At 68.0% G+C, this 22,269-nt stretch carries 25 protein-coding genes; 14 read left to right on the forward strand and 11 right to left on the reverse strand.

Going from position 1 to position 22,269, the window contains the following annotated elements:
* Positions 1–92: 92 nt before the first annotated feature.
* Both NG1_RS03710 and groL read left to right on the forward strand, forming a co-directional pair.
* Positions 93–386, forward strand: coding sequence for a hypothetical protein (locus NG1_RS03710; RefSeq protein ID WP_040870612.1), 294 nt, complete (start codon positions 93–95; stop codon positions 384–386).
* 213 nt (positions 387–599) lie between these two features.
* Positions 600–2,225: a chaperonin GroEL gene (groL, locus tag NG1_RS03715; RefSeq protein WP_062968339.1), complete on the forward strand. Its 1,626-nt coding sequence runs from the start codon at positions 600–602 to the stop codon at positions 2,223–2,225.
* 150 nt (positions 2,226–2,375) lie between these two features.
* Here groL and NG1_RS03720 read toward each other — a convergent pair whose 3' ends face one another.
* Both NG1_RS03720 and NG1_RS03725 read right to left on the reverse strand, forming a co-directional pair.
* Positions 2,376–2,729: a hypothetical protein gene (locus NG1_RS03720; protein WP_157113847.1), complete on the reverse strand. Its 354-nt coding sequence runs from the start codon at positions 2,727–2,729 to the stop codon at positions 2,376–2,378.
* Complete coding sequence (locus tag NG1_RS03725) at positions 2,716–3,144, reverse strand: hypothetical protein (protein WP_062968000.1); 429 nt, start codon at positions 3,142–3,144, stop codon at positions 2,716–2,718. The genes NG1_RS03720 and NG1_RS03725 overlap by 14 nt, the downstream gene beginning before the upstream one ends.
* A gap of 296 nt (positions 3,145–3,440) precedes the next feature.
* On the opposite strand from NG1_RS03725, the gene NG1_RS35180 reads away from it, so the two are divergent.
* On the forward strand, positions 3,441–3,923 hold the full coding sequence (locus tag NG1_RS35180) for a phosphotransferase family protein (RefSeq protein ID WP_084498696.1): 483 nt from the start codon (positions 3,441–3,443) through the stop codon (positions 3,921–3,923).
* Here the strand turns inward: NG1_RS35180 and NG1_RS03740 are convergent.
* Positions 3,904–4,899: an SMP-30/gluconolactonase/LRE family protein gene (locus NG1_RS03740; protein ID WP_062968005.1), complete on the reverse strand. Its 996-nt coding sequence runs from the start codon at positions 4,897–4,899 to the stop codon at positions 3,904–3,906. The genes NG1_RS35180 and NG1_RS03740 overlap by 20 nt on opposite strands.
* A gap of 123 nt (positions 4,900–5,022) precedes the next feature.
* Here NG1_RS03740 and NG1_RS03745 point away from each other — a divergent pair, with 123 nt between their 5' ends.
* Positions 5,023–5,475: a MarR family winged helix-turn-helix transcriptional regulator gene (locus NG1_RS03745; RefSeq protein WP_174315363.1), complete on the forward strand. Its 453-nt coding sequence runs from the start codon at positions 5,023–5,025 to the stop codon at positions 5,473–5,475.
* Positions 5,476–5,670: 195 nt separating this feature from the next.
* Here NG1_RS03745 and NG1_RS03750 read toward each other — a convergent pair whose 3' ends face one another.
* Positions 5,671–6,843 carry an MFS transporter gene (locus NG1_RS03750; protein WP_062968007.1) on the reverse strand — a complete coding sequence of 391 codons (1,173 nt, stop codon included), beginning with the start codon at positions 6,841–6,843 and terminating at the stop codon, positions 5,671–5,673.
* Positions 6,844–6,889: 46 nt separating this feature from the next.
* Between NG1_RS03750 and NG1_RS03755 the strand changes: the two genes are divergently transcribed.
* The 4 genes from NG1_RS03755 (at position 6,890) to NG1_RS03770 (ending at position 10,266) form a co-directional block, all read left to right on the forward strand.
* Positions 6,890–7,210, forward strand: a complete 321-nt coding sequence (locus NG1_RS03755) for an ArsR/SmtB family transcription factor (RefSeq protein ID WP_201298008.1) — start codon at positions 6,890–6,892, stop codon at positions 7,208–7,210.
* Between the two features lie 385 nt (positions 7,211–7,595).
* Complete coding sequence (locus tag NG1_RS03760) at positions 7,596–8,420, forward strand: HAD-IIA family hydrolase (RefSeq protein ID WP_062968343.1); 825 nt, start codon at positions 7,596–7,598, stop codon at positions 8,418–8,420.
* 307 nt (positions 8,421–8,727) lie between these two features.
* The gene (locus NG1_RS03765; protein ID WP_245659782.1) at positions 8,728–9,360 is read left to right on the forward strand and encodes a TetR/AcrR family transcriptional regulator; all 633 of its coding nucleotides are present in this window, start codon (positions 8,728–8,730) and stop codon (positions 9,358–9,360) included.
* A 48-nt stretch (positions 9,361–9,408) separates the two neighbouring features.
* Positions 9,409–10,266, forward strand: a complete 858-nt coding sequence (locus NG1_RS03770; protein ID WP_062968011.1) for an alpha/beta hydrolase family protein — start codon at positions 9,409–9,411, stop codon at positions 10,264–10,266.
* A gap of 34 nt (positions 10,267–10,300) precedes the next feature.
* Here NG1_RS03770 and NG1_RS03775 read toward each other — a convergent pair whose 3' ends face one another.
* Both NG1_RS03775 and NG1_RS03780 read right to left on the reverse strand, forming a co-directional pair.
* The gene (locus NG1_RS03775) at positions 10,301–12,355 is read right to left on the reverse strand and encodes a prolyl oligopeptidase family serine peptidase (RefSeq protein ID WP_084498679.1); all 2,055 of its coding nucleotides are present in this window, start codon (positions 12,353–12,355) and stop codon (positions 10,301–10,303) included.
* A 34-nt stretch (positions 12,356–12,389) separates the two neighbouring features.
* Complete coding sequence (locus NG1_RS03780; protein ID WP_245659783.1) at positions 12,390–12,824, reverse strand: AMIN-like domain-containing (lipo)protein; 435 nt, start codon at positions 12,822–12,824, stop codon at positions 12,390–12,392.
* A gap of 331 nt (positions 12,825–13,155) precedes the next feature.
* Here NG1_RS03780 and NG1_RS03785 point away from each other — a divergent pair, with 331 nt between their 5' ends.
* The 3 genes from NG1_RS03785 (at position 13,156) to NG1_RS03795 (ending at position 16,614) form a co-directional block, all read left to right on the forward strand.
* Entirely contained in the window at positions 13,156–14,130 is a 975-nt protein-coding gene (locus NG1_RS03785) for a dipeptidase (protein ID WP_062968015.1), read from the forward strand.
* Positions 14,131–14,375: 245 nt separating this feature from the next.
* Complete coding sequence (gene lpdA / locus NG1_RS03790) at positions 14,376–15,779, forward strand: dihydrolipoyl dehydrogenase (RefSeq protein WP_062968017.1); 1,404 nt, start codon at positions 14,376–14,378, stop codon at positions 15,777–15,779.
* Between the two features lie 127 nt (positions 15,780–15,906).
* Positions 15,907–16,614, forward strand: a complete 708-nt coding sequence (locus NG1_RS03795; RefSeq protein ID WP_062968019.1) for a polysaccharide deacetylase family protein — start codon at positions 15,907–15,909, stop codon at positions 16,612–16,614.
* A gap of 140 nt (positions 16,615–16,754) precedes the next feature.
* Here NG1_RS03795 and NG1_RS03800 read toward each other — a convergent pair whose 3' ends face one another.
* Both NG1_RS03800 and NG1_RS03805 read right to left on the reverse strand, forming a co-directional pair.
* Entirely contained in the window at positions 16,755–17,183 is a 429-nt protein-coding gene (locus NG1_RS03800; RefSeq protein WP_062968021.1) for a PPOX class F420-dependent oxidoreductase, read from the reverse strand.
* A 38-nt stretch (positions 17,184–17,221) separates the two neighbouring features.
* Positions 17,222–17,620, reverse strand: coding sequence for a winged helix-turn-helix transcriptional regulator (locus tag NG1_RS03805; RefSeq protein ID WP_040870863.1), 399 nt, complete (start codon positions 17,618–17,620; stop codon positions 17,222–17,224).
* Between the two features lie 98 nt (positions 17,621–17,718).
* Between NG1_RS03805 and NG1_RS03810 the strand changes: the two genes are divergently transcribed.
* Positions 17,719–18,567, forward strand: coding sequence for an SDR family oxidoreductase (locus NG1_RS03810; RefSeq protein ID WP_062968347.1), 849 nt, complete (start codon positions 17,719–17,721; stop codon positions 18,565–18,567).
* Between the two features lie 76 nt (positions 18,568–18,643).
* On the opposite strand, the gene NG1_RS03815 is transcribed toward NG1_RS03810, so the two are convergent.
* Complete coding sequence (locus tag NG1_RS03815; protein ID WP_062968023.1) at positions 18,644–19,021, reverse strand: VOC family protein; 378 nt, start codon at positions 19,019–19,021, stop codon at positions 18,644–18,646.
* 128 nt (positions 19,022–19,149) lie between these two features.
* Between NG1_RS03815 and NG1_RS03820 the strand changes: the two genes are divergently transcribed.
* Positions 19,150–19,932: a TetR/AcrR family transcriptional regulator C-terminal domain-containing protein gene (locus NG1_RS03820; protein ID WP_084498697.1), complete on the forward strand. Its 783-nt coding sequence runs from the start codon at positions 19,150–19,152 to the stop codon at positions 19,930–19,932.
* On the opposite strand, the gene NG1_RS03825 is transcribed toward NG1_RS03820, so the two are convergent.
* Positions 19,929–20,462 (reverse strand): carboxymuconolactone decarboxylase family protein, encoded by a 534-nt coding sequence (locus tag NG1_RS03825; protein WP_084498698.1) that lies wholly within the window; start codon positions 20,460–20,462, stop codon positions 19,929–19,931. The two genes, NG1_RS03820 and NG1_RS03825, sit on opposite strands and share 4 nt — an antisense overlap.
* Positions 20,463–20,689: 227 nt before the next feature.
* On the opposite strand from NG1_RS03825, the gene NG1_RS03830 reads away from it, so the two are divergent.
* Complete coding sequence (locus tag NG1_RS03830) at positions 20,690–21,562, forward strand: hypothetical protein (protein WP_062968029.1); 873 nt, start codon at positions 20,690–20,692, stop codon at positions 21,560–21,562.
* Between the two features lie 4 nt (positions 21,563–21,566).
* Here NG1_RS03830 and NG1_RS03835 read toward each other — a convergent pair whose 3' ends face one another.
* A complete protein-coding gene (locus NG1_RS03835; protein ID WP_062968031.1) occupies positions 21,567–22,268 on the reverse strand; it encodes a GntR family transcriptional regulator in 702 nt (233 codons plus the stop codon).
* Position 22,269 lies beyond the last annotated feature (1 nt).

The following is a 22,269-nucleotide window of genomic DNA, read 5'->3' on the forward strand; positions in this document are numbered from 1 at the left end:
AGCGGCCTCGTGACCTGCACTTCTGCCGACGGGGGCGGAAGGCGCGAATCGTCCGGCCGGAGATGTGAACCGTCGGCGGCTAAGCTATAGCAATGGCGGATGAAACGGATTCCGACCTAATAGCGGGGGAACGGCGCGCAGATCTGCTGCGCGCGCTTTCGTATGTGTCCACCGAGTCCCAACCGGACGGCAGCTATGTGCTGAACGGCGACCTTCCGCCGGACGTCGCCCCGCCGTTCATTCGCGCCATCATGCGGGTGGAGGCGGAGTTGCTGCTGCACGATGCCGAGCTCGTCACGGTCGAGGGCGGAGAGCCCCGCACGCCGGAGGAACGGCGCACCGACGCGTTCGTCGCGCTGGTCTTCCGCGTGGACGACCGGCGCTAGCCCGGCGCGGACCTTGCACTCGCCACCCTAGAGTGCTAAAAATGCTTTTGGCACTCCCTATCGGTGAGTGCCAGGTCGGGACGGTGAGACCGGGTTCCGTAGACACCCTCGGTCGTCCGTCGCGGGCACCGAACCTGGCCAGCGTAACTGGGGCGACCCGACCAGCGGTCGTCCTGTGTGTCAGCCATCCACATGGAGGATCTCAACAACGCCATGGCCAAGACAATTGCGTATGACGAAGAGGCCCGCCGCGGCCTCGAGCGGGGCCTCAACAGCCTCGCCGACGCGGTCAAGGTGACGCTGGGCCCCAAGGGTCGCAACGTTGTCCTGGAGAAGAAGTGGGGCGCTCCCACGATCACCAACGATGGTGTGTCCATCGCCAAGGAGATCGAGCTGGAGGACCCGTACGAGAAGATCGGCGCCGAGCTGGTCAAGGAAGTCGCCAAGAAGACCGACGACGTCGCGGGCGACGGCACCACCACCGCGACCGTGCTCGCCCAGGCACTGGTGCGCGAGGGTCTGCGCAACGTCGCGGCCGGCGCGAACCCGCTGGGCCTGAAGCGCGGCATCGAGAAGGCCGTCGAGGCCGTCACCGCCAAGCTGCTCGACACCGCCAAGGAGATCGACACCAAGGAGCAGATCGCTGCTACCGCGGGCATCTCGGCGGGCGACTCGTCCATCGGTGAGCTGATCGCCGAGGCCATGGACAAGGTCGGCAAGGAAGGTGTCATCACCGTCGAGGAGAGCAACACCTTCGGCCTCCAGCTGGAGCTCACCGAGGGTATGCGCTTCGACAAGGGCTACATCTCCGGCTACTTCGTCACCGACCCGGAGCGTCAGGAAGCGGTCCTCGAGGACCCGTACATCCTGCTGGTCGGCTCGAAGATCTCGACCGTCAAGGACCTGCTGCCGCTGCTGGAGAAGGTCATCCAGGCGGGCAAGCCGCTGCTGATCATCGCCGAGGACGTCGAGGGCGAGGCCCTGTCGACCCTGGTCGTGAACAAGATCCGCGGCACCTTCAAGTCCGTCGCCGTCAAGGCGCCCGGCTTCGGTGACCGCCGTAAGGCGCAGCTGGCCGACATCGCCATCCTGACCGGCGGCGAGGTCATCAGCGAAGAGGTCGGCCTCTCGCTGGAGAGCGCGGGCGTGGAGCTGCTCGGCCAGGCGCGCAAGGTCGTCGTCACCAAGGACGAGACCACCATCGTCGAGGGCGCGGGCGACCCGGAGGCCATCAAGGGCCGGGTTCAGCAGATCCGCACCGAGATCGAGAACTCCGACTCGGACTACGACCGCGAGAAGCTGCAGGAGCGCTTGGCCAAGCTGGCCGGCGGTGTCGCGGTGATCAAGGCGGGCGCGGCCACCGAGGTGGAGCTCAAGGAGCGCAAGCACCGCATCGAGGACGCCGTTCGCAACGCGAAGGCGGCCGTCGAGGAGGGCATCGTCGCCGGTGGTGGCGTGGCCCTGCTGCAGTCGGCTCCGGCGCTGGACGAGCTGAAGCTCACCGGTGACGAGGCGACCGGCGCGAACATCGTGCGGGTCGCGCTGTCGGCTCCGCTGAAGCAGATCGCGTTCAACGCGGGCCTCGAGCCCGGTGTGGTCGCCGAGAAGGTGTCGAACCTGCCCGCGGGTCACGGCCTGAACGCCGACTCGGGCGAGTACGAGGACCTGCTGGCCGCCGGCGTTGCCGACCCGGTCAAGGTCACCCGTTCCGCGCTGCAGAACGCGGCTTCGATCGCGGCCCTGTTCCTGACCACGGAGGCCGTTGTCGCCGACAAGCCGGAGAAGTCCGCCGCTCCCGCCGGCGACCCGACCGGTGGCATGGGCGGCATGGACTTCTGAGTCCCGCCACCCGGCAATACAGTTCGAACCGGAAGCCGGTCCACCGCGAGGTGGGCCGGCTTCCGGCGTTTCGGCGTCAGATGCCGTCGATTATGACGACCGTCGGCCGGAGATGCCGCCAGCGCCCTCGTGCAGCGGTGACTCGCCGACTCACCTTGGCACAGGCCAGAAACCAGTCTCGCCGATCGTGATCACGCAGGGCTGATTCAGCACCCCGGCCTTGTAGACGGCTTCATCGAGGTGGGTCGCCATCAAGAGCATCCATGTCTTCCACGGAGTACCCGCGCCCACCGGTTTTCCGGTATTCGCCGCGAGCCGTAGGTAGTAGTCATGGAGTTCCTGGTCGGTTACCGCGAAGGTCAGCGGGGGTTCCACAGGCGATTCATCGATTGCCGTGATCTGCAACCGACCAGTGTCATCGCGGCTGATCTGGTATCCGGACTCGGTCCCGGCACGAATAACCGACTCGGTGAGTTCTTCCACACTGGGCTCATGCTTTTCCACGACATCCTCCTCCAGGGAAGGCAGTGATCACTATCCCGCCCTCACTCACGATCACGGTGGGCTGGACGGTCTTGGCTATCGCTCCGGTAACGCGGTTGACCAGGTAGATCTGCCCCGTGTAACAATACCGGCCGCCGCTCTGCGGGCCGTGCCAGTCGGGTGCGTCGTGAGCCTTGGCGATTGCCGTATCGGCAATGTCGCGCCAGTTGCGGCCCTCGATTGCGGCGAGCCCTTCCCATTCGCTCATGTGACCGGCCTGGATATGCCGATACCCGTAGTCTTTATTCCCGCACAGCAGCTTCCATTCGCCGAAGGTTGTGACTACCTTGTCTTCGGGCGAGCTGATTCCACAAGCTCCCCACGGGAACGAGGCGTGAGCCACCGGACTCGGCATCAGGCCCATGACCGGCGCCACTGCTGCCGCTGTAGCTATTACAAGTGCCGATATCTTCAACTCGACCCCCATATCGCGCACCAATTGGTGCTTCTACCTATAACTTTGCTGCATCCGCCAATGAGGGCTTCATCGTCAGCCAGGCGCACCCCCGAGCCCTCGAGCGAGATGGAGGAGCGCAACCCACGACAACCGACCTCATTGCCTTACACCTGAATTCGACGCGTGCGGTGCGCTCCCGGTTCCATACCAACGGAGATCTTCTCCTTGTTGCATCCATCTGGAAGCCGGTCCGCCGAGAGGTGGGCCCGGCTTCCATGCCCGAAGACCAAGCTTTGCTGCATGCGCGCCTTGACGAACTTGCGGCCCGAGAACGTGGCATTCAGTACACGCTCATGCGAGGTGTTATCCATGGCGACGCGCAACATCGAAACGCGCTGTGGGACAACGTTGCTCGACGCGCTGTTCTGTGCGACTGGGAGAACGCGGCAATCGGCCCGCCAGAATGGGACCTGGTAACCATCGAGATACACTGCCGTCGATTCGGGCACCCGGCGCACGAATACGAGGCATTCAGCCGCGTATACGGGTTCGATGTGCGCGATTGGGCTGGTTATGAGTGGCTTCGCGACCTGCGCGAGTTGCGGATGATCACCACGAACGCTCGTAAGTGTGGGCCGGGATCGGCGACCGCCGCCGAGGTTTTGCGGCGGGTGGAGGACGCCGTTCGCAACGCGAAGGCGGCCGTCGAGGAGGCCATCGTTTCCGGCGTTTCGCGCGTCAGATTCCGTCGAGGGTGACGACGGCGAACGGCGTCCTCGGGCTGCCGGGCCCCATCGGGCCGCCCTTGTCGAATTGGGAGGAGACGATCAGGGTTCGGTCACCGGCGCGGGCCAGGGTCGTCGGGATGGACAGCGCCTCGTCGGTGCGCTGCTGTGCCAGCGTCACGGTGGCGCCGTCGTCGGAGACGGTCCAGCGGCTGATCGTGTTGGTCGTGTTGTGGACGGCCCACAGGGTGCCCTCGCGCAGTTCCAGTCCGTCGCCCTGCCGGAGATCGCCTCCGCGCAGGGCGACCTTGCTGATCGGATTCGCCTCCGGCGTCAACGCGATGCGGTACAGGTCGCCGCGCGGCATATCGACCGTGAGCAGGTAACGGCCCGCCGGATCGGCGACGATGCCGTTGAGGCTGAAGCCGCCCGGCTCGATCGGCGGCAGTACGGAGCGCAGGTCGAACTGCGGAGTCAGTTCCCCGCGCCCGCCCTGTGCTCTGGCGGCGGCCAGTTGATCGGGAGTGACTCGATAGACCACCGCCCGCGTGCTGTCGGTCAGATACGCCGTGCCGTCCGGGGTGATGGCGAGATCGTTCACGAAGCGGGGATCGCTTCCGGGCATGGTGAAGTCGGCGAGCAGCGCGCGGGTCGCGACGTCGTACACCGCGACGCCAGTGGTCGAGTCGGTCACCCACAGCCGCCCGGCCGAGTCGACTTTCAAGCCGTTGGCGGTCTTGTGGTTGTTGGCGCCTTCGGGCAGGAAGACCTCGGCGCGATGGGCATCCGGTGTCGCGCGGTAGACGGCGCCGGTGGTGTACGACCCGACGTAACTGTCTCCGGTGCGTGCGTCGACCGCGATTCCCTCCGGGTAGACGTGGTCGCCCGGCAGTTCGTAGGCGGTGTGGACGGGGCTGCTCGGCGTATCGGCGGTGCCGCAGGCCATGAGCGTGACGCAGGCGCTTCCTGCGGCCAGGCTCGACAGCAGGCGGGACAGGGCTTGGGACATCGGTCTACCTCTTAGGGTTCGCTCTAACGAATTTGTTCACACTTGAGAATGAGAACAAATCTAAGTTAGAACTCTAATGATCGTCAAGGCTTGAACGATAAGTTGTGCGGATAACATGCGTTCATGACGTCCTTGCCCGCCGCCGAACGGATCGGTTCGTATCTCAAACGTGCCGAGCAGTCCCTCAATACGGCGAAGAACGCCGCGTTGAAGCCGGCGGGCGTCACCGTGCCGCAGTACGCCGCACTGCTGTTCCTCGCGGAGAATCCCGGCATCTCGGCCGCCGCCCTGGCCCGGCTCTGCGGCGTCACCCCGCCCTCGATGAACACCGTGCTGAGCAACCTCCAAGACCGCGGGCTGATCGAGCGCACGCAGCACCCGTGGCACAAGAACGTCCTGGAGACCACACTGACCGAGAAGGGCGCGGCGGTGATGCGCGACGCGGACGCCCGCGCGGTCCGCGTCGAACGAGCCCTGGCCGAGGAATTCACCGACGCCGAACGAGCTGCCTTGCAGGACTTGCTGATTCGATGCGCCGATCGGCTCGACTCGATCCGGCCCGATCCGGCCGCTTAGCCATCCGCGGGCAGAAATCGGACGCACCCGCGACCGGATCGGCCGCTCACGGCCACGGAGTCACCGAACGACGATGTCCGGCGCCCTCCGCTCGGTGGTGCGATGGGGCGACCGGCCGCTGTGGTGGAACCGTGGGAGTAAAGCGGATCGACTCACCGGCGGCGCGAGTCGTGGTCGCATCGCTGCTGGACAGGGCTAGGCGGGAACCGGGGTTCGGACGGCGGGCCGAGCCTTCCGGAGCGCGAGTGCGAGCGCCAGGCATGCGATGAGCGCGGATGTCCACGGCAGCCACTGGCTACCGGAGGAATCCAGCACGGTCGCACCGACGACGGACCCGATGCCCGCGCCGAGGTAGATGGCCGATCCGTTCAGGCCGAGGGCGACGGTGGGCGCGTCGTGGGCGATGCCGAACAGGCGATGCTGCTGCGGTACCAGGATCGCCGCACCGAACAACCCGGTGACGGCGAGCACGACGAACACCGCCCACGCGGCATGGACGGCCACGCCGAGCAGGGCCAGACCCGCCAGTGCGCCGAGCAGTCCCACCGTCAGCGTGCGCTGCGGGCCGTACCGGTCGACGGCGCGCCCGGCCTGCGCGTTGCCGATCACCTGGCCGACGCCCATGGCCAGCAGCAACCACGCGAGCATGCTCTGCGGCACCGAGGTCGCGACCACCACCGGCAGGTAGACGATGGTGGTGTAGACGGCGGTGATCTGCGTGGTCGTCACGATCAGCACGCGCAGCACCGCCGGACGGGTCAGCACGCCGATCCGGTCGCGCAGGCCGGTGCTCGGCAGCGTCACCCGGGGCAGCAGGAGGACCAGCGCCGCCGCGACGGCTCCACCGACCGCGATTCCCCACAGCACACCGCGCCAGCCGATCCAGCGCTCGGCGAAGATGCCGATCGGCACGCCCGCGACGCTGGACAGCGTGATGCCCGCGGTGACGATCGACAGCGCCCGTCCCCGGTGCGCGTCATCGGCGACGACGCCCGCGACGGCGAACGCGTTGGCCTGGAAGGCCGCCGCTCCGATGGCCGCCACCACACGCGCCGCCGCCATGACACCGAAGCTCTCCGCGGCGGCCTGCCCGATCATGCCGAGCACGAAAAGCGCGGCGCCGCCGCCGAGTAGCCGTCGGCGATCCCAGGAGCCGGTCGCGGCGGCGATAAGGGGAGAGGCGATGGCGTAGGTCCAGGCGAACATCGTGGTCAGCTGGCCCGCGGTGGACACGGAGATGTGCAGGTCGGCGGCGATCAGCGGGAGCAGTCCGCTGAGCACGAAGCCGTCGGTGCCGAGCACGAAAGTGCCCACGGCGAGCGGTAGGAGCGATCGATACAGATTGTTAGATGATTGTCGAAGCATCATAGGATGAGAGTGGGATATGATTCGATTGTTGTCAAATGATCGGAGAATGGAGATGCGCCCGCTGCCGCAGCCGAGTACCGCCGACATCGACCTGGTCCGGGTGCTCAGCGCCCTCGCCGACCCGGTCCGGCTCGAACTGGTGCGCGCGCTCGCCGGCGAGCGCGAACCGCTGAGCTGCAATGTCCGGGAGTTCGACGTGGAGATCACGGCGGCGACCGCCTCGCACCACTGGAAGGTGCTGCGGGACGCGGGCATTACGACAACCTTCGTCTCCGGCCGCAACCGGCTGGTCGAACTGCGGCGCGACGATCTGGAGCAGCGCTTCCCCGGCCTGCTGGACGCGGTCATCACCGGCGCCCAGCGCTGAACCGGCCGCCGGGCGCGTGCTCCCCCCGGCACTGAGGCCGCGAGAAAGCCTGCCGCCATGGCATTCCGAGCGCCTCCGCGGCGAGCCGTCCGTCATCGCGATCGTCGCGCTGCTGGTGAACGCCTGCACCGCGCGGAGTTCGAGAACATCGCCCCGGCCATCGTGTCGGCGCCCTCGGCGGCGGCCACAGCGAACAGCCCCCGGTCGAGATCGAGTAACCGTGCGACGGTCTGTCGGCGCGAGCGGCGGGGTGGGGCAACCGTGCGCGCGGGCGGCGCCCAGGATCAGCGGTGACGGCCCTCCTCGAGTGCGTAGCGGCGCTTTCGGCATGGGATCACCCTGAGTCCGCGTGCCGAACGGGCGGGCCGGCCGTACGCTGAACCACATGCCTGACCGCGGTCGGATCCGAGGGGTGCTCTACGACATCGACGGCGTCCTGGTGACCTCCTGGCAGGAGATCGAGGGCGCCGCCGCCGCGGTGCGCCGGATCGGCGAGAGCGGGCTGCGCCGCGCTTTCCTGACCAACACCACCTCGCGCACTTGCGCCGAGATCGCGCAGCGCCTGTGCGACGCCGGTATCGAGGTCGAGCAGGGCGAGATCGTCACCGCCGCAAGGCTCACCGCCGAGTTCGTGCGCGGACGCTACCCCGATGCCGCCGTCTGGGTGCTCAACCACGGCGATATCACCGCGGATCTCACCGGTCTGACGCTCGACGACGATCATCCGGACGTGGTCGTGATCGGCGGAGCGGGACCGGAATTCGATCACGCAGCGCTGAGCCGGGTGGTGGAACTGATGTTGGACGGTGTGCCCGTCGTCGCCATGCACAGCGGATTGACCTGGGCGACAGCGGAAGGGCTCCGCGTCGACGCGGGCGCCTACCTGCCGGGCCTGGAGGCGGCGGGCAATGCGCGCATCGAGGTGGTCGGCAAGCCCGCCGCGGCCGGTTTCCGGACCGCCGCCGCGCTGATGCGGCTGGACCCTTCGGAAGTCTTGATGATCGGTGACGATCTGAATTCGGATGTGCTCGCGGCGCAGGACGCCGGGTTGACCGGGGTTCTGGTACGCACCGGTAAATTCCGTCCCGGCGTACTGGCGTCGGCCGACCGCGCACCCGATCACGTCATCGATTCCGTGGCCGCGCTGCCGGAATTGCTGGCCGGGTCGGCGGAGTCGGGCGAACTTGCCGTAACCGACGAATCGGAATGAAACAAAAAATTCTACAGTTTCCCTCTAAAATTGCCCGCAAACGCGACGCTGCTAGGTATCGTCTGTTCCGGCAAATGGCCAGTGACAAGGAATGTCTCACGGACAGATCGGAGTTGCCGGATGCTCGATTCGCTGATGAGCGTGCTTGTGCGCAAACTACTATGGTCGCCGGGCTTCGGCTCGGCGACCGATCAGTGAGGTAGCAACTGTTCAGCCAACTTTCGGCTAACGCGATGTAGGCCGCGGGTTGTAACGAAGGGCCCGATCGATGACGATGAGTTCGGGCCCTTCTGTATTGTCTGCCCCAATGTCACAGGATGCGAATACGGGTCGAATGTATGCCGGGCAACCCGTGGAGGACCGGCAGCGTCAGCGGCGTGCGCGTTTTCTGGAGTCAGGCCTGACGGTCTTCGCGCGGGACGGCTACGCCAATAGTTCGGTCGGCGCCATCTGTAAGGACGCCGGACTCTCCTCGCGACAGTTCTACGAGGAGTTCACCGGTCGCGAGTCCCTGCTCCTAGAGCTGTACGAGCAGATCGACCGGGAGTCGCGCGATGCCGTGAAGAAGGCGTTGGACGCGAAGTCCGGCGCCAAGTCGCTGGACGTCATCGATGCCGCGGTTCGCGCGTACGTCGAATCCATCGGATCCGATCCGCGCAAGGCGCGCGTCGCCTTGGTCGAAGTGGTCGGCGCGGGCCCGAAGGTGGAGAAGTTCCGTCTCGCGGTGCGCCGGGAGTGGGGTTCGCTGCTGGCAGGCGCCGCCGAAGACGCCGCGCTGCACGGCGAGATACCCGCGGGCGACTACGAGATGCGGATGCTCGCCATCATCGGCGCCGTCAACTACGTGGTGGACTCGTGGAGCGGTGCGGAGCCGCGTCCGCCGCTCGACGACGTGATCCGGGTGCTGAGCAGAGTGATCATCGGCGCGGTCCGCGCATAGCGTCCCGGCCTGCGGGATCGGCGGCGACGAGCGCGGTAGCGTGCGGGGATGCAGACAGTTCCGATCCAGATGCCGGACGGCACCACGGTTCCGGTGCGGTTGATCCCCGCCGGGGGCGTGCACCGGCACCCGGTCACACCGGACGCGCCGCGTCCGGTGCTGGTGATCGTGCCCGGACTCGGTGTTCCGGGGGGTTACTACGAACTGTTCGCCTCGAGCCTGGCGGCGCGCGGGTTCGACGTGGCCATCGGTGAGCTGCGCGGCAACGGCGACAGCAGGCCGAAGCCCAGCTCCGCCAGCACCTTCGGCTACCACGAACTGGTCTCGGTGGACTTCCCGGCGATCTTCGAGGTGGTCCGCGAGCAGTTCCCGGACAGCACGCCGTACCTGCTCGGCCACAGCATGGGCGGCCAACTCGGCGTCATGTACGCCGCACGCGTCCGCGGCAGGCTCGGCGGACTCGTCCTGGTCGCCTCGGGAACGCCGTATTACCGCGGCTATCGCGGACTTTCGGGCCCGGGCATGCTGGTCGGCACCGCGGCGATCTCGCTGACGGCCAACTTGGCGGGCTTCTGGCCCGGCGACCGGGTGTCGATGGGCTTCGGCCGCCAGTCCAAAGTGCTGATCTCCGACTGGGCCCGGCTCGCGCGCACCGGCCGGTTCGTCCCGGTCGGCGCGGACATCGACTACGAGGAGCGCATCGCGCGGCTGCGGCTTCCGGTGCTGTCCATCACGATGACCGGCGACGACCTCACCCCGCCCAGCTCCGCCGAGCACCTGCTGGAGAAGCTGCCCAACGCCGAGGTGACGCGCTGGCGACAGCCGGAACCGCTGGGCCACAACGGCTGGATCCGGCAGTGCGCGGGCACCGTCGACCAGATCGAGAAGTGGCTGCGGGACCGCTGAACCGAGCACGGACCGCGCCCGGCCCGGCCATTCGTCAGGCGCGCCGCTCGATCAGCATCTGGGTGAAGAACTCGTAGATCAGCGCCGCCTGGAAAGCCGACTGCTTGTTGTCGGCGGCGCCGCCGTGGCCGCCCTCGATGTTCTCGTGGTACCAGAACTCGTGGCCCTGCTCCTCCAGCAGCGCGGCCATCTTGCGGGCGTGGCCGGGATGCACCCGGTCGTCCCTGGTCGAGGTGGTGAGCAGGATCGGCGGGTAGGAGCGGTCGGCGCGCACGTTCTGGTAAGGCGAGTACTTGCCGATGTACTCCCATTCCTCCGGCTTGTCGGGGTCGCCGTACTCGGCCATCCACGAGGCGCCCGCCAGCAGCAGGTGGTAGCGCTTCATGTCCAGCAGCGGCACCTGGCAGACGATCGCGCCGAACAATTCGGGGTAGCGGGTCAGCATCACGCCCATGAGCAGTCCGCCGTTGCTGCCGCCGACCGCGCCGAGCTGATCCGCGGTGGTGATACCGCGCCCGACGAGGTTTTTCGCGATCGAGGAGAAGTCCTCGTACACCTTGTGCCGGTTGGCTTTCTGCACCGAGGTGTGCCATTGCGGCCCGTACTCACCGCCGCCGCGGATGTTCGTCATCACCCAGGTACCGCCGCGCTCCAGCCAGCCCATCCCCGAGGCGCCGCTGTAACCCGGAGTGCGCGACACTTCGAAACCGCCGTAACCGGACATCACCGTCGGCCCGGGCTGGTCCTTGCGGTCGCGATGACGGATCACGAAGTACGGCACCGGCGTGCCGTCATCGGACGTGGCGAAGAACTGCTCGGTCTCCACGCCGTCGGCGTCGAAGAATCCGGGCTCCTGCTTGAGCCGCTCGGTGCGCCCGCCGACCGCACTGGCCAGCAGCGTGGCCGGAGTGGTGAACCCGCTGGTGCTGAGCATGAACTCGTCGCCGCCCTCCAGCGGGTCGAGATTCAGCACGCTGGTGGTGGCCATCGGCGGAGTGTCGGTCAGCGGCCTGCGACGCCAGCCGTCCGTCGCCGGGGTGAGCACGTGCAGCTTGGTCTGCACGTCCTCGAGCGTGACCAGCAGCAGGTGATTCTCGGTCCAGCCGTAGCCGTGCAGCGCGGTGTGCGCGTCCGGGGTGAAGAGGACCTCGAAATCCCGTGCGCCGGCCAGGAACTTCTCGAAGTCGGCGGCCAGCAGCGCACCCGCGGGATAGCTCGCGCCGCCCACCTCCCACGGCGACTTCAACCGCACCAGCAGCCAGTCCTTGTACCAGGATTCGCTGGCGTCGCTGGGGATCTCGAGATGCCGCAGCGTGCCGTCGTCGGCCAGCAGGTACACCTCTTCGTTGAAGAAGTCGGTGGCGCGGCCGACGTAGTGCCGTTCGTAACCCGGTGTGCGGTCGTAGCCCGCCGAGACCGCGACATCCCCGGTCTCTCCCTCGAAAACGGTGATCGCCTCGTCCAGAGCGGTGCCGCGCCGCCAGCGTTTCGCGATCCGCGGATATCCCGAATCGGTCAGCGAGCCGGGGCCGAAGTCGGTGCCCACGTACACCGAGTCGATATCGATCCAGCGGATCTCCGACTTGGCCTCGGGCAGGAAGAACCCGCCATCGGCCGGATCGAGGAACACCCTGCGCTCCATGTCGAACTCGCGGACCACCTTCGCGTCCGCGCCGCCGCGCGACAGGCTGATCAGCGCGCGGGACTGTTCCGGGCGCAGTACCGCGGCTCCGCCCCACACCCAGTTCTCGTCCTCGGCGGCGGCCAGTGCGTCGAGATCGATCAGCACGTCCCAGTCCGGCGAGTCCTCGGCGTACTCGGCGAACGTGGTGCGCCGCCAGAGGCCGCGCGGGTGCTCGGCGTCTCGCCAGAAGTTGTAGAGCCAGGGGCCGCGGCGAGACGGGTAGGCGATCTTCGTATCGGTGTCGAGCATGTCGAGGATGCGCCGCTCCAGCTCCCGGAAGCGATCGGAGTCGGCGAACCGGGAGTGCGCGACGGCGTTGTGCGCGCGGGCCCAGTCCAGGGGCCGCTCACCGGTCACTTCTTCCAGCCAGAGGTAGGGGTCGGTCACATTCTCCACACCGCTCATCCCCACATTGTGGACGAGCCGCCCGGGCGCGGGCTTACCAGGAGTGCGCTACGTCGACCACGATGCGCGATCCGCTGCCCGGTCCGTCGAGGGTGTAGGTCTGGAACGGCAGTCGAGCGCGCGTGCCGAGACCGACCGTGGTCTGGCCTTCGAAAGAGCCGGCCCAGGCCACCTGACGGAAAGTCCGGTAGTCCCGCACCTCGGTGAGCTCGGCCCGGTTCGCGGGGTTGTAGGTGGGGGTGAACGAGTCGTCGTAGGCAGGGGCGTTGACGGTGATGCTCAGGTACGCCTCGCCGCGCAGCGGGACGGGTGCGCCGGAGCCGTCCATGGTCACCCGCTCGACGTAGCCGACGTGGTACCCCGTCACGGGCCCGGCGACGTCGAACACCAAGCGGTCGAAGCAGTCGTGCCGCCCGGCGCGGACCCCGGTCAGCGGCGTGGGCGTGCGGGCCTGGCTCGTCTTGGGCATCGAACCCCAACCGGACGCACACGCCGGGGCGGCGGAGGCCGGGACGGGTGCGATCCAGAGACCGGCGACTGTCAGGACGGAGAAGAAAAGGGGAAGCAAGCGACGCATGGTCGCACCGCCTTCGGGGGCACGGGAGGATTGATGTACTTCATGCATCGGTCGAGGTGAGCGCGCTGTTACCGACGATTGCGGCGAAAAGTGTTGGCGAACGGGACAACTCGTCCACCGCAGCCGAGTAGCGGCGGCTCGCCGTTCGCTGGGGCCGGTGCCCGCTCGGCGCGGACAAGTAGGATCGCTGCCGGCGAGGCCGATCCGAACAGGAGGTTCGAGGTTGCCACCGTTTCTCTGGGAGCAGCACTGCTGCCTGCCGCTCTCGCCCGCCGCGCGTATCGGCGACCTCGCGCGCTACCCGGCCGGCTCGTACTTGTCGGTGAACGTGGGCTACTCCCGGCAGTCGACTGCGGACTCTCTGGCGTTGCTGGACCGATTCCGCCGCGAGGCGTCGGCGGACGGCCGGTTTCGCCTGGTGCGCGGCATCGATGACATCGGGGCGCCCGGCGCCATCGCGCTCGCGTTCGATCTGGAGGACTCCGGCCCGCTGGGCGGCGACCTGGACAACGTCGCGCGGTTCTACGACCTCGGCGTGCGGTCGTTGCTGCCCACCTACAACCACGCCAACGCCGCGGGCTGCGGATGCCTGGACACCGAAGACACCGGACTCACCGGGTACGGCCGCGACCTCGTCCATGCGCTCAACGATGTCGGCATGTTCGCCGACGGCTCGCATTGTTCCCGGCGCACGGGGCTGGAACTGGCCGAGTCGAGCGTCGTCCCGATGATCTACAGCCACTCGAACTTCGCCGCCCTGTGGGACCACCCGCGCAACATCACCGACGAGCAGGCGCGCGCCTGCGCCGCGACCGGCGGTGTGATCGGAATCAACGGCGTCGGAATCTTCTTGGGCCGCAACGCCGCCGACGAACGCGCCGAGCGGATCGCGGCGATGGCGCGGCACATCGAATACGGCGCCGAACTGGTCGGCATCGAACACATCGGAATCGGCTCGGACTACTCTTTCGACGCCGAGGACTTCAACGCCGAACTGGCGAACAATCCGGACGCTTTCTCCGAGGCATACACCGCATGGGGCGCGCTGCAATGGGTGCCGCCCGAGGATCTGACCGGGGCCGCCGACGTACCCGGCCTCGACGAGGTGCTGGCCGGTCGTGGTTTCACCGCGGCGGACCGGGCAGCGGTCTTCGGCGAGAACTTCCGCCGCGTCGCCCGCCAGGTCTGGCGAACCTGACCCAGCGGCTCGCCACCGCGTGCGACCCCCGCGAGGGGCGCACCAAGAAGAGGTCTATTCGTGTTTCACCGCGGCCGGACGCCATTCACGGATGTTCTCGATACGGCTGCTCAGGCGGCATGCTAACCCGGCGCCACCACCGCGTTCTTCCCGAGCACGGAAAGTTTGCGGGTGGGTGTGGCCCACGCCTCACCAGGGTGGGGGATGGGTGGGTGAACATACCGCTGCGGAGTTAGGCTCGGTTCGTGACTTCCCACTACGATGTCGTCGTTCTCGGTGCTGGTCCCGGCGGATACGTCGCCGCGATCCGCGCCGCTCAACTCGGCCTGCGAACAGCGATCGTCGAGCAGAAATACTGGGGCGGTGTGTGCCTGAACGTCGGCTGCATCCCGTCCAAGGCGCTCCTGCGAAACGCCGAACTCGCCCACATCTTCACCAAGGAGGCGAAGACCTTCGGCATCTCCGGCGAGGTGAACTTCGACTTCGGGGTCGCCTTCGACCGCAGCCGCAAGGTCGCCGACGGCCGGGTCAAGGGCGTCCACTTCCTGATGAAGAAGAACAAGATCGACGAGTTCGACGGTAAGGGCACCTTCACCGGCCCGAACTCGCTCTCGGTCGAGCTCTCCAAGGGCGGCACCGAGGCGATCACGTTCGACAACGCGATCATCGCGGCGGGCACCGTCACCAAGCTGCTGCCCGGCACCCAGCTCAGCGCGAACGTGGTCACCTACGAGGAGCAGATCCTCACCCGTGACCTGCCCGGCTCGATCCTCATCGTCGGTGCGGGCGCGATCGGCATGGAGTTCGGCTACGTCCTGAAGAACTACGGCGTCGACGTGCGCATCGTCGAGTTCCTCGACCGCGCGCTGCCGAACGAGGACGCGGACGTCTCCAAGGAGATCACCAAGCAGTACAAGAAGCTCGGCATCACCATCACCACCGGTGCGGCCGTGCAGTCCATCGAGGACGACGGCGCCAAGGTCACCGTCGCGATCAAGGACAACAAGTCCGGCTCGGTCGAGACCGTCACCGTCGACAAGGTGCTGCAGGCCGTCGGCTTCGCACCGCGCGTCGACGGCTACGGCTTGGAGACCACCGGCGTGGTGGTCACCGACCGCGGCGCGATCGGGATCGACGACTACATGCGCACCAACGTGCCGCACATCTACGCGATCGGCGACGTCACCGGCAAGCTGCAACTCGCGCACGTCGCGGAGGCCCAAGGCGTGGTCGCGGCCGAGACCATCGCGGGCGCGGAGACCGTCACCCTCGGCGACTACCGGATGATGCCGCGCGCCACCTTCTGCCAGCCGCAGGTCGCCAGCTTCGGCCTGACCGAGCAGCAGGCCCGGGACGAGGGCTACGACGTGAAGGTCGCGACCTTCCCGTTCACCGCCAACGGCAAGGCGCACGGCCTCGGCGACCCGACCGGTTTCGTCAAGCTCATCGCCGACGCCAAGTACGGCGAGCTGATCGGCGGGCACCTCATCGGCCCGGACGTCTCCGAGCTGCTGCCCGAGCTCACCCTGGCGCAGAAGTGGGACCTGACGGTCAACGAGCTGACCCGGAACGTGCACACCCACCCGACGCTCAGCGAGGCCCTCCAGGAAGCCTTCCACGGCCTGGCCGGCCACATGATCAACTTCTGATCCGGTCGCGGAGAGAGGGCGTGCGGTCGTAGATCGCACGCCCTTTTCATTTGTCGGCCAATGGTTTCCGCCTCGGTAGGGTCGCTGGAGGTCGGCGCGGGCGTGGGCGGTCTGCTATACAGCGTGCATGCTTCGCAGGTGGTTGATCGGAAGTGTGCCGGTGCTCGTCGTGGTGGTGCTGCTGGGGACGGGCACCTTCTACCTGATGAACGCGCGCACCTTCCAGTTGGCCGGTCACGTGGTCAGCAGGGTGGACACCGACGCGAGGGTCGTCGCGCTGACGTTGGACGACGGGCCGTCCGATCGTGCTCCCGAAGTGCTGAAAGTCCTTGCTGACGCGCGAGTTCCCGCCACGTTCTACTTGAACGGGCGTGATCTCGCCGCGCATCCGGAGCACGGCAGGGCGATCGCAGCCGCGGGCCACGAGATCGGCAACCACACCTATTCGCATCGGCGGATGGTGTTCGTCACACCCGGCACCGTCCGGGACGAGGTGGAGGGCACGGACGCCGAGATCACGAAGACCGGTTACGCGGGCCCGATCACCTTCCGGCCGCCCTACGGCAAGAAATTGTGGATGCTGCCGCACTATCTCGCCGAGCACGACCGGGTCACCGTGACGTGGGACGTCGAGCCCGATTCGGGCCGGGCGGACGTCACCGCCGACGACATCGTCGCCGAGACGCTCGGCAAGGTCCGTCCCGGCTCGATCATCCTCTTGCACGTCATGTACGGGAACGCTGAGGCGTCGCTCGCCGCCATCCCCCGCATCGTCACCGAATTGCGCGCCGCGGGCTATCAATTCGTCACCGTGTCGGACCTGATGTCCCGCTGATCCGAGCGGTGCGCCGAGCCGGTCGACCGGTGGAGCGGAGTCGCGTCGCATCGACGAAGACGCTGTGGGAGCGCTCAGTGGTTTCAGCAGTGCCGGGTGTTGGCGCGGAACTCGGTTCGCCGCGGACGTCGGCCGGTCTGCTAACCGGCGGCCGGGAGCATGCCGTAGGCGTGGGTGGGGGTGAACAGGACCAAGGCGCGGCGGTCGGTGACCATCGCGGCGCGGTACTCGTCCCAGTCGGGGTGCTCGCCGTTGGCGGTGCGGTAGTAGTCGACGAGCGCGTCGACGGTGGGGTCGCCGGGCGCGGCGGCGACCGGAGTGAGTTCCACCGTGCCTTCGAGCACGGCGTACGCGAAGAAATCCTCGCGGGTCACGTGCAGTGCCGCCCATGGATCGCGCACGAGGTTGTGATACTTCGCGCGGTCGGCGGTGATGGAGATGCGTATCCGGCCGTCGGCGCCGATGACGTGTAGCACGTTGGACAGCTGTGGGCGCCCGTTGCGGCGGATCGTGGTGAGCACGGACCTGCGATGTTCGCGTGCGAAATCGACGGCGGCGGCTAGTTCCATGTCCGTGTAACCCGCGGCGCGGGGAGTCTCTTCCCCGGTCAATCGCGGTGGTAGGCCGCCTGTGCCTCGCGTACGCGGGGCATGTTGGTCTCCAGCACCTGGATCAGCGATTCCAGATGTGCGGCCACCTCCGCGCCCAATTCGGTGAGGGTGTATTCGACGCGCGGCGGAATCGTCTCCTGCACCTCGCGGTGCACCATGCCGTCGCGCTCCAGCGCTTGCAGAGTCTGCGACAACATGCGTTCGCTCACGCCGTCGACCCGTCGCCGCAGGGCGCTGAACCGGTACGGGCCTTCGCGCAGCGCGACCAGCGCCAGGGTGCCCCAGCGGCTGGCCACGGTTTGCAGGACCGGCCGTGAGGTGCAGTTGCGCGCGAAGACGTCGGCTTCCAGCGTCGGGTCGTCGGCCTCCGCCGAGCCGGTGTGCTGGGTCGTCATGACCGCCATCGTACCCAACTTGACCGCAGTGGGTATGGAATGCATAGTACTTACGAATAGTTAGTGCATGTAAATCAGTGCAGAACCTGGAGGTAGTCATGACCATCGCCGTAACCGGAGCGAGCGGGCAGCTGGGCCGACTCGTGGTGGAGGAGTTGTCGCGCGCGGGATCGACGCCCGTCGCGATCGTGCGTGATCCGGGGAAGGTCGCCGATTTGGCCGAACGCGGCGTGGACGTCCGCGGGGCCGCCTACGACGACCCGGCCGCGCTGGAGCGCGCCCTCCACGGCGTCGACCGGGTGCTGCTCATCTCGGGCAACGAGTTCGGCGCGCGAGTAGCGCAGCACACCAATGTCATTCGCGCGGCCGAGCGCGCCGACGTGGAACTGCTCGCCTACACGAGCATTCCGGGCGCCACCGACAACCCGCTGATCCTCGCGCAAGAACACAAGGGCACCGAGGCGGTGCTCGCCGAATCGGCCGTGCCGCACGTCCTGCTGCGCAACGGCTGGTATTGGGAGAACTACGTGGGCGGTCTCGCGCACGCGGTGGAGTCGGGCGTACTGCACGGCGCCGCGGGCGAGGGGCGCGTGGCGGGCGCGGCGCGCGCCGACTACGCCGAAGCGGCCGCCCGGGTGCTCACCACCGATGGTCACGCGGGCCGGGTGTACGAACTCGGCGGTGGCGAAAGCCTCACCTATGCCGAACTGGCGCAGGCGATTTCGGAAGCCGCAGGTAAGCCGGTGCGCTACGAGAACCTGCCGGAGGCGGACTACGCCGCCGCGCTGATCCAGGCCGGGTTGCCGGGGGCCTACGCCGAGGCGCTCGCCGACGCCGACGCGGGCATCGCCCGCGGCATCCTCGACGTGCGCTCCGGGGACCTGGAGAAATTGCTCGGCCGACCGGCTACCCGGGCTGTCGAAGTCTTCCGTGCGGCGCTGGGCTGACACTGATCGTGATGTGGCGGCCTGTTTCCAAGCCGCCACATCCGGCCCGGCTACCGGTTCGAGCGAAGCTCGAGTGCTACACCCACTGCACCAGCTGGATGATGATCCCGTTCGGATCGCTCATCTGGAAGTACCGCTCGCCCCACTCCTCGGTTTCGATGGGCGTCACGATCGGCACCCCCTCGTCCTGCAACCGGGCGTATTCGGCATCGATGTCGTCGACCACGAAGGCGACGAGCAGCCCGTCGCCCGCACTGCCTGCCTTGCTCTTCGGTTTGAAACTCGCCAGCCCGGTGCGCAAGTAGATGACGTTCAGCCCGGCGTCGTCGCGGGCGAGGGAGACGAACCCGTCGGCCGACATCTTCTCCTCGAAGCCGAGGTGGTCGATGAGGAATTTCGCCGAGGCGGCCGGGTCGGGGACGTTGAGTGAGACGGCGGAAGCGGTGATGTTCATGAACTCTCCTCGGCGTCGGAAATCTGTACTAAGTACACTGTACTTTGTACAGTATTTTTCGGCGGCCCGCATTATGACCTGGGTCACGCCGATACCATCAGTGGTTCGAGGTGGTCGAGGAGGCAGCGGTGGGACAGCCGAAGGAACGCAGCGGCGCGGGCGACCCGGTTCGCACGCTGGAGCTGCTATGGCGGATTCCGCCGGAGTCGGGCGCGGGCCGGGGCCCGAAGCAGCGCAGCAGCGTCGAGGCGGTGATCGCGGCCGCGATCGAGATCGCCGATGCGGAGGGGATCGGAGCGCTCACGATGCGCGCGGTCGCCAACCGGCTCGGCCTGACCCCCATGGCCACCTACACATATGTGCCGGGCAAAGCCGAACTGATCGACTTGATGCTGGACACGGTGTACGCACGGATGGAGCGCGCGGACCTCACCGGTCTGCCCTGGCGCGAGCGGGTCGTCCGGATCGCGGCCGAGAACCGCGCCATGCTGGCCCGCCATCCCTGGGTGGCGTATCTGCCGACCACCCGGCCGCCGCTCGGGCCCGGCCTCGCCGCCAAGTACGACCACGAGCTGGGGGCCTTCGCGGACCTCGGACTCGACGACGTCGCGATGGACGCCGCGCTCACGTTCGTGCTCGGGTTCGTCACCTCCGTCGCCCGTATCGCCATCGACAGCGCGCGGGCGGCGGCGGACAGCGCGCTGTCCGACGGGCAGTGGTGGGAACGGGCCGCGCCCGTGCTGGCGCAGGTGTTCGACGCGGAGCGCTACCCGCTCGCCGCCCGTGTCGGCACGGCCGCGGGCCAGGCGTACGACGCCGCCTACAGCGCCGACCATGCCTACGAGTTCGGGCTGACGCTGGTGCTCGACGGCTTGGCGCGCCGCATCGAGGGGCCGTCCGCTGGGGTCTAGACGCCGTCGCGCTGGATGCGCAGGGCGGTGATCGTCGCGGCCAATCCGTCGTATTGGTTGATCAACAGCACGATTTCGATGAGGCTGCGCTCGTCGTAGTGCTTCGCCAGCTCGGCCCAGGTGTCGTCGTCGAGGTCGCGCGTCTCGACCAGCTGGTCCACCGCGGCCAGCAACGCGCGGTGCTTGTCCGACCAACCTGCCGCTTCGGGACCCTCGCGCAGCCGCTCGAGGATTTCGGTCGTCACCCCCGCGCGGCGACCGAGCCGGATGTGATGGTCCATTTCGTAGTCGCAGCCGCGCAGATGCGCGACCCGGATGATCACCAGCTCCGACTCGTGGCGCGGTAGCCGCCCGCCCGGCATGAGTTTGCCCGAGTAGTGCAGCCAGCCGCGGAACAGTCCGCGGGTGCGGCCGAGGGTGCTGAACAAGTGGGCGTCGCCGGTGCCCGCGGCGCGGGAAAGCACCTGCCAGACAACCCAGTTGAGCGGGCCGAGTTCCCGCAGCCGTCCGGGCGAGATGCGTGGTTGCAGCGCTGAAACCATCGTGGTTGCCACCTCCGCGTGGTCTGTGCGGTCGGCGTCGGTGCCGGCCGAGAGAGAGCCTACTCGGCAGTATCCCGCGCGGCGCCCGCCATTCTTTTGCTTTCGGAGTGGTTTTCGGCCGGGTGCCCCGTCATCATCAGTACCGGTGCGGGTCACCGCGGCCGCGATGAGTTGGCGCGGCGTCAGGTGTGGACAACAGGTCGGCAGGGGAACAGATGCTGGTGAGGATCAGGCCCGGAGCGGAGCTTTCCGGCGCCGAGCGGGAATTCGTCGCGTGCCTGCGGTCGTATCCGACCACCGGTTTCGCCGTGATCGATCTCGAGGCGGACAACCGGCGCGTCGACGCGGTGGTGTGCACCCCGCGGGGCCTGACCGTGCTGGAGGTGCACGGATTCCAGCGCAGGCAGAGCGGCATTCTGAGCACACCGGCCGAAGGGCCGTGGAAGATCAGCGACGCGCCGGTGGAATTGGACGACCCGGAATCCGGGAGCCCCGCCGAGCGAGTGGAACACGGCATCTACGCGGTCAAGCACATGCTCCAGCGGGCGTTGCAGGACCCGGGGCACATCAGCGGCGCCGTAGTGCTCGTCCCGTTCCGCGGTGCAGTGGTGCGTCCGGCGCGCACGAACCTGCGCCCGGGGTTGGACGTGGTGGTCGGCAATGTCACCGACGCGACCGAGTTGCGCATCTACCTGGAGGGATTCTCCGCGGGACCGCGTGACTGGACCGCGGACCGGGTGATCGGCGCGTGCGGTGCGCTCGGGCTGGCGGAGATCGCCCCGACCCGCGCGGAACTCCTCGAGGCGGGCTTCGAGGAGAACGCGCCGGAGCCGGTCACGACCATTCCGCGCACACCGAAGCCGCGGGTCGAGCCGAAGCCCGGCGCCGCGACGAAGAGCCAGGCCTACGCGGGCTGGTCGGTCGTCGTGATCGCCGTGGTCGGGGTCCTGTTCGTGCTCGGCGTGATCGCCACCGCGCTGGCGCACGACTCGGCGCAACCGATTCCGGCGCCCGGTACGACGACGACCACCCCGTCGCCGCCGTCGCACCGGCCCAGCGAATGCTTCCCCTTCCAGCAGAACTGCTGATCGCTCAATCCCGCACGGCGCGGCCCAGTTTGGTCAGGCGCAGTGCGTGCTGCGCACGGGCCAGCACGTGTGTCCGGGAGGTGTCGATATGGGCGGTGAGGGTCTGCGCCGCCGCGTCCACCGCACCCGACACCAGGAGTTCGGCGATCGCGATGTGCTCGGCGGTCATGGTGGCGATCCGCTCCGGAGTCGGCATGTCCAGCGTGCGCACCGGGCGCACCCGGATGTGCACGGCGGTGAGCGCCTCGGCGAGTGCGGCGTTGCCCGCGGCGGCGAGCAAGGTGGTGTGGAACCGTTCGTCGGCGGCCACCAGCGCCGGTCCCGGTTCGGGCGGGTCGTCGCGCAGCGCGCGCCAGGCGTCGAGTTCCGCGCGCACGAGAGCCAGATCGTGCGCGGGCGCCTCACCGGGCGCCCGTACGCGTTGCATCCCCCTGGCTTCCAGCACCAGCCGCAGCTCGTAGAGGTGATCGAGTTCGTCGAGCCGGGGCCGGTACGGGTAGAGGCCGTCGGCCAGCCGCTCCACCAGGCCGTCGGCCTGCAACCGGGCCAGCGCCTCGCGCACCGGGGTGCGCGACACCCCGTAGGCCTCGGCGAGGCGTTCCTCGCCGAGCCGTTCGGTCGGCACGATCGCTCCGGTGGCCAGATCCCGCCGCAACGAGTCGTACACCTGCTCGCGCAATGGAATCCGACCCCTGTCGCGGGTCATG

The organism is Nocardia gamkensis NBRC 108242, from assembly GCF_001612985.1.
Taxonomy (GTDB): domain Bacteria; phylum Actinomycetota; class Actinomycetes; order Mycobacteriales; family Mycobacteriaceae; genus Nocardia; species Nocardia gamkensis.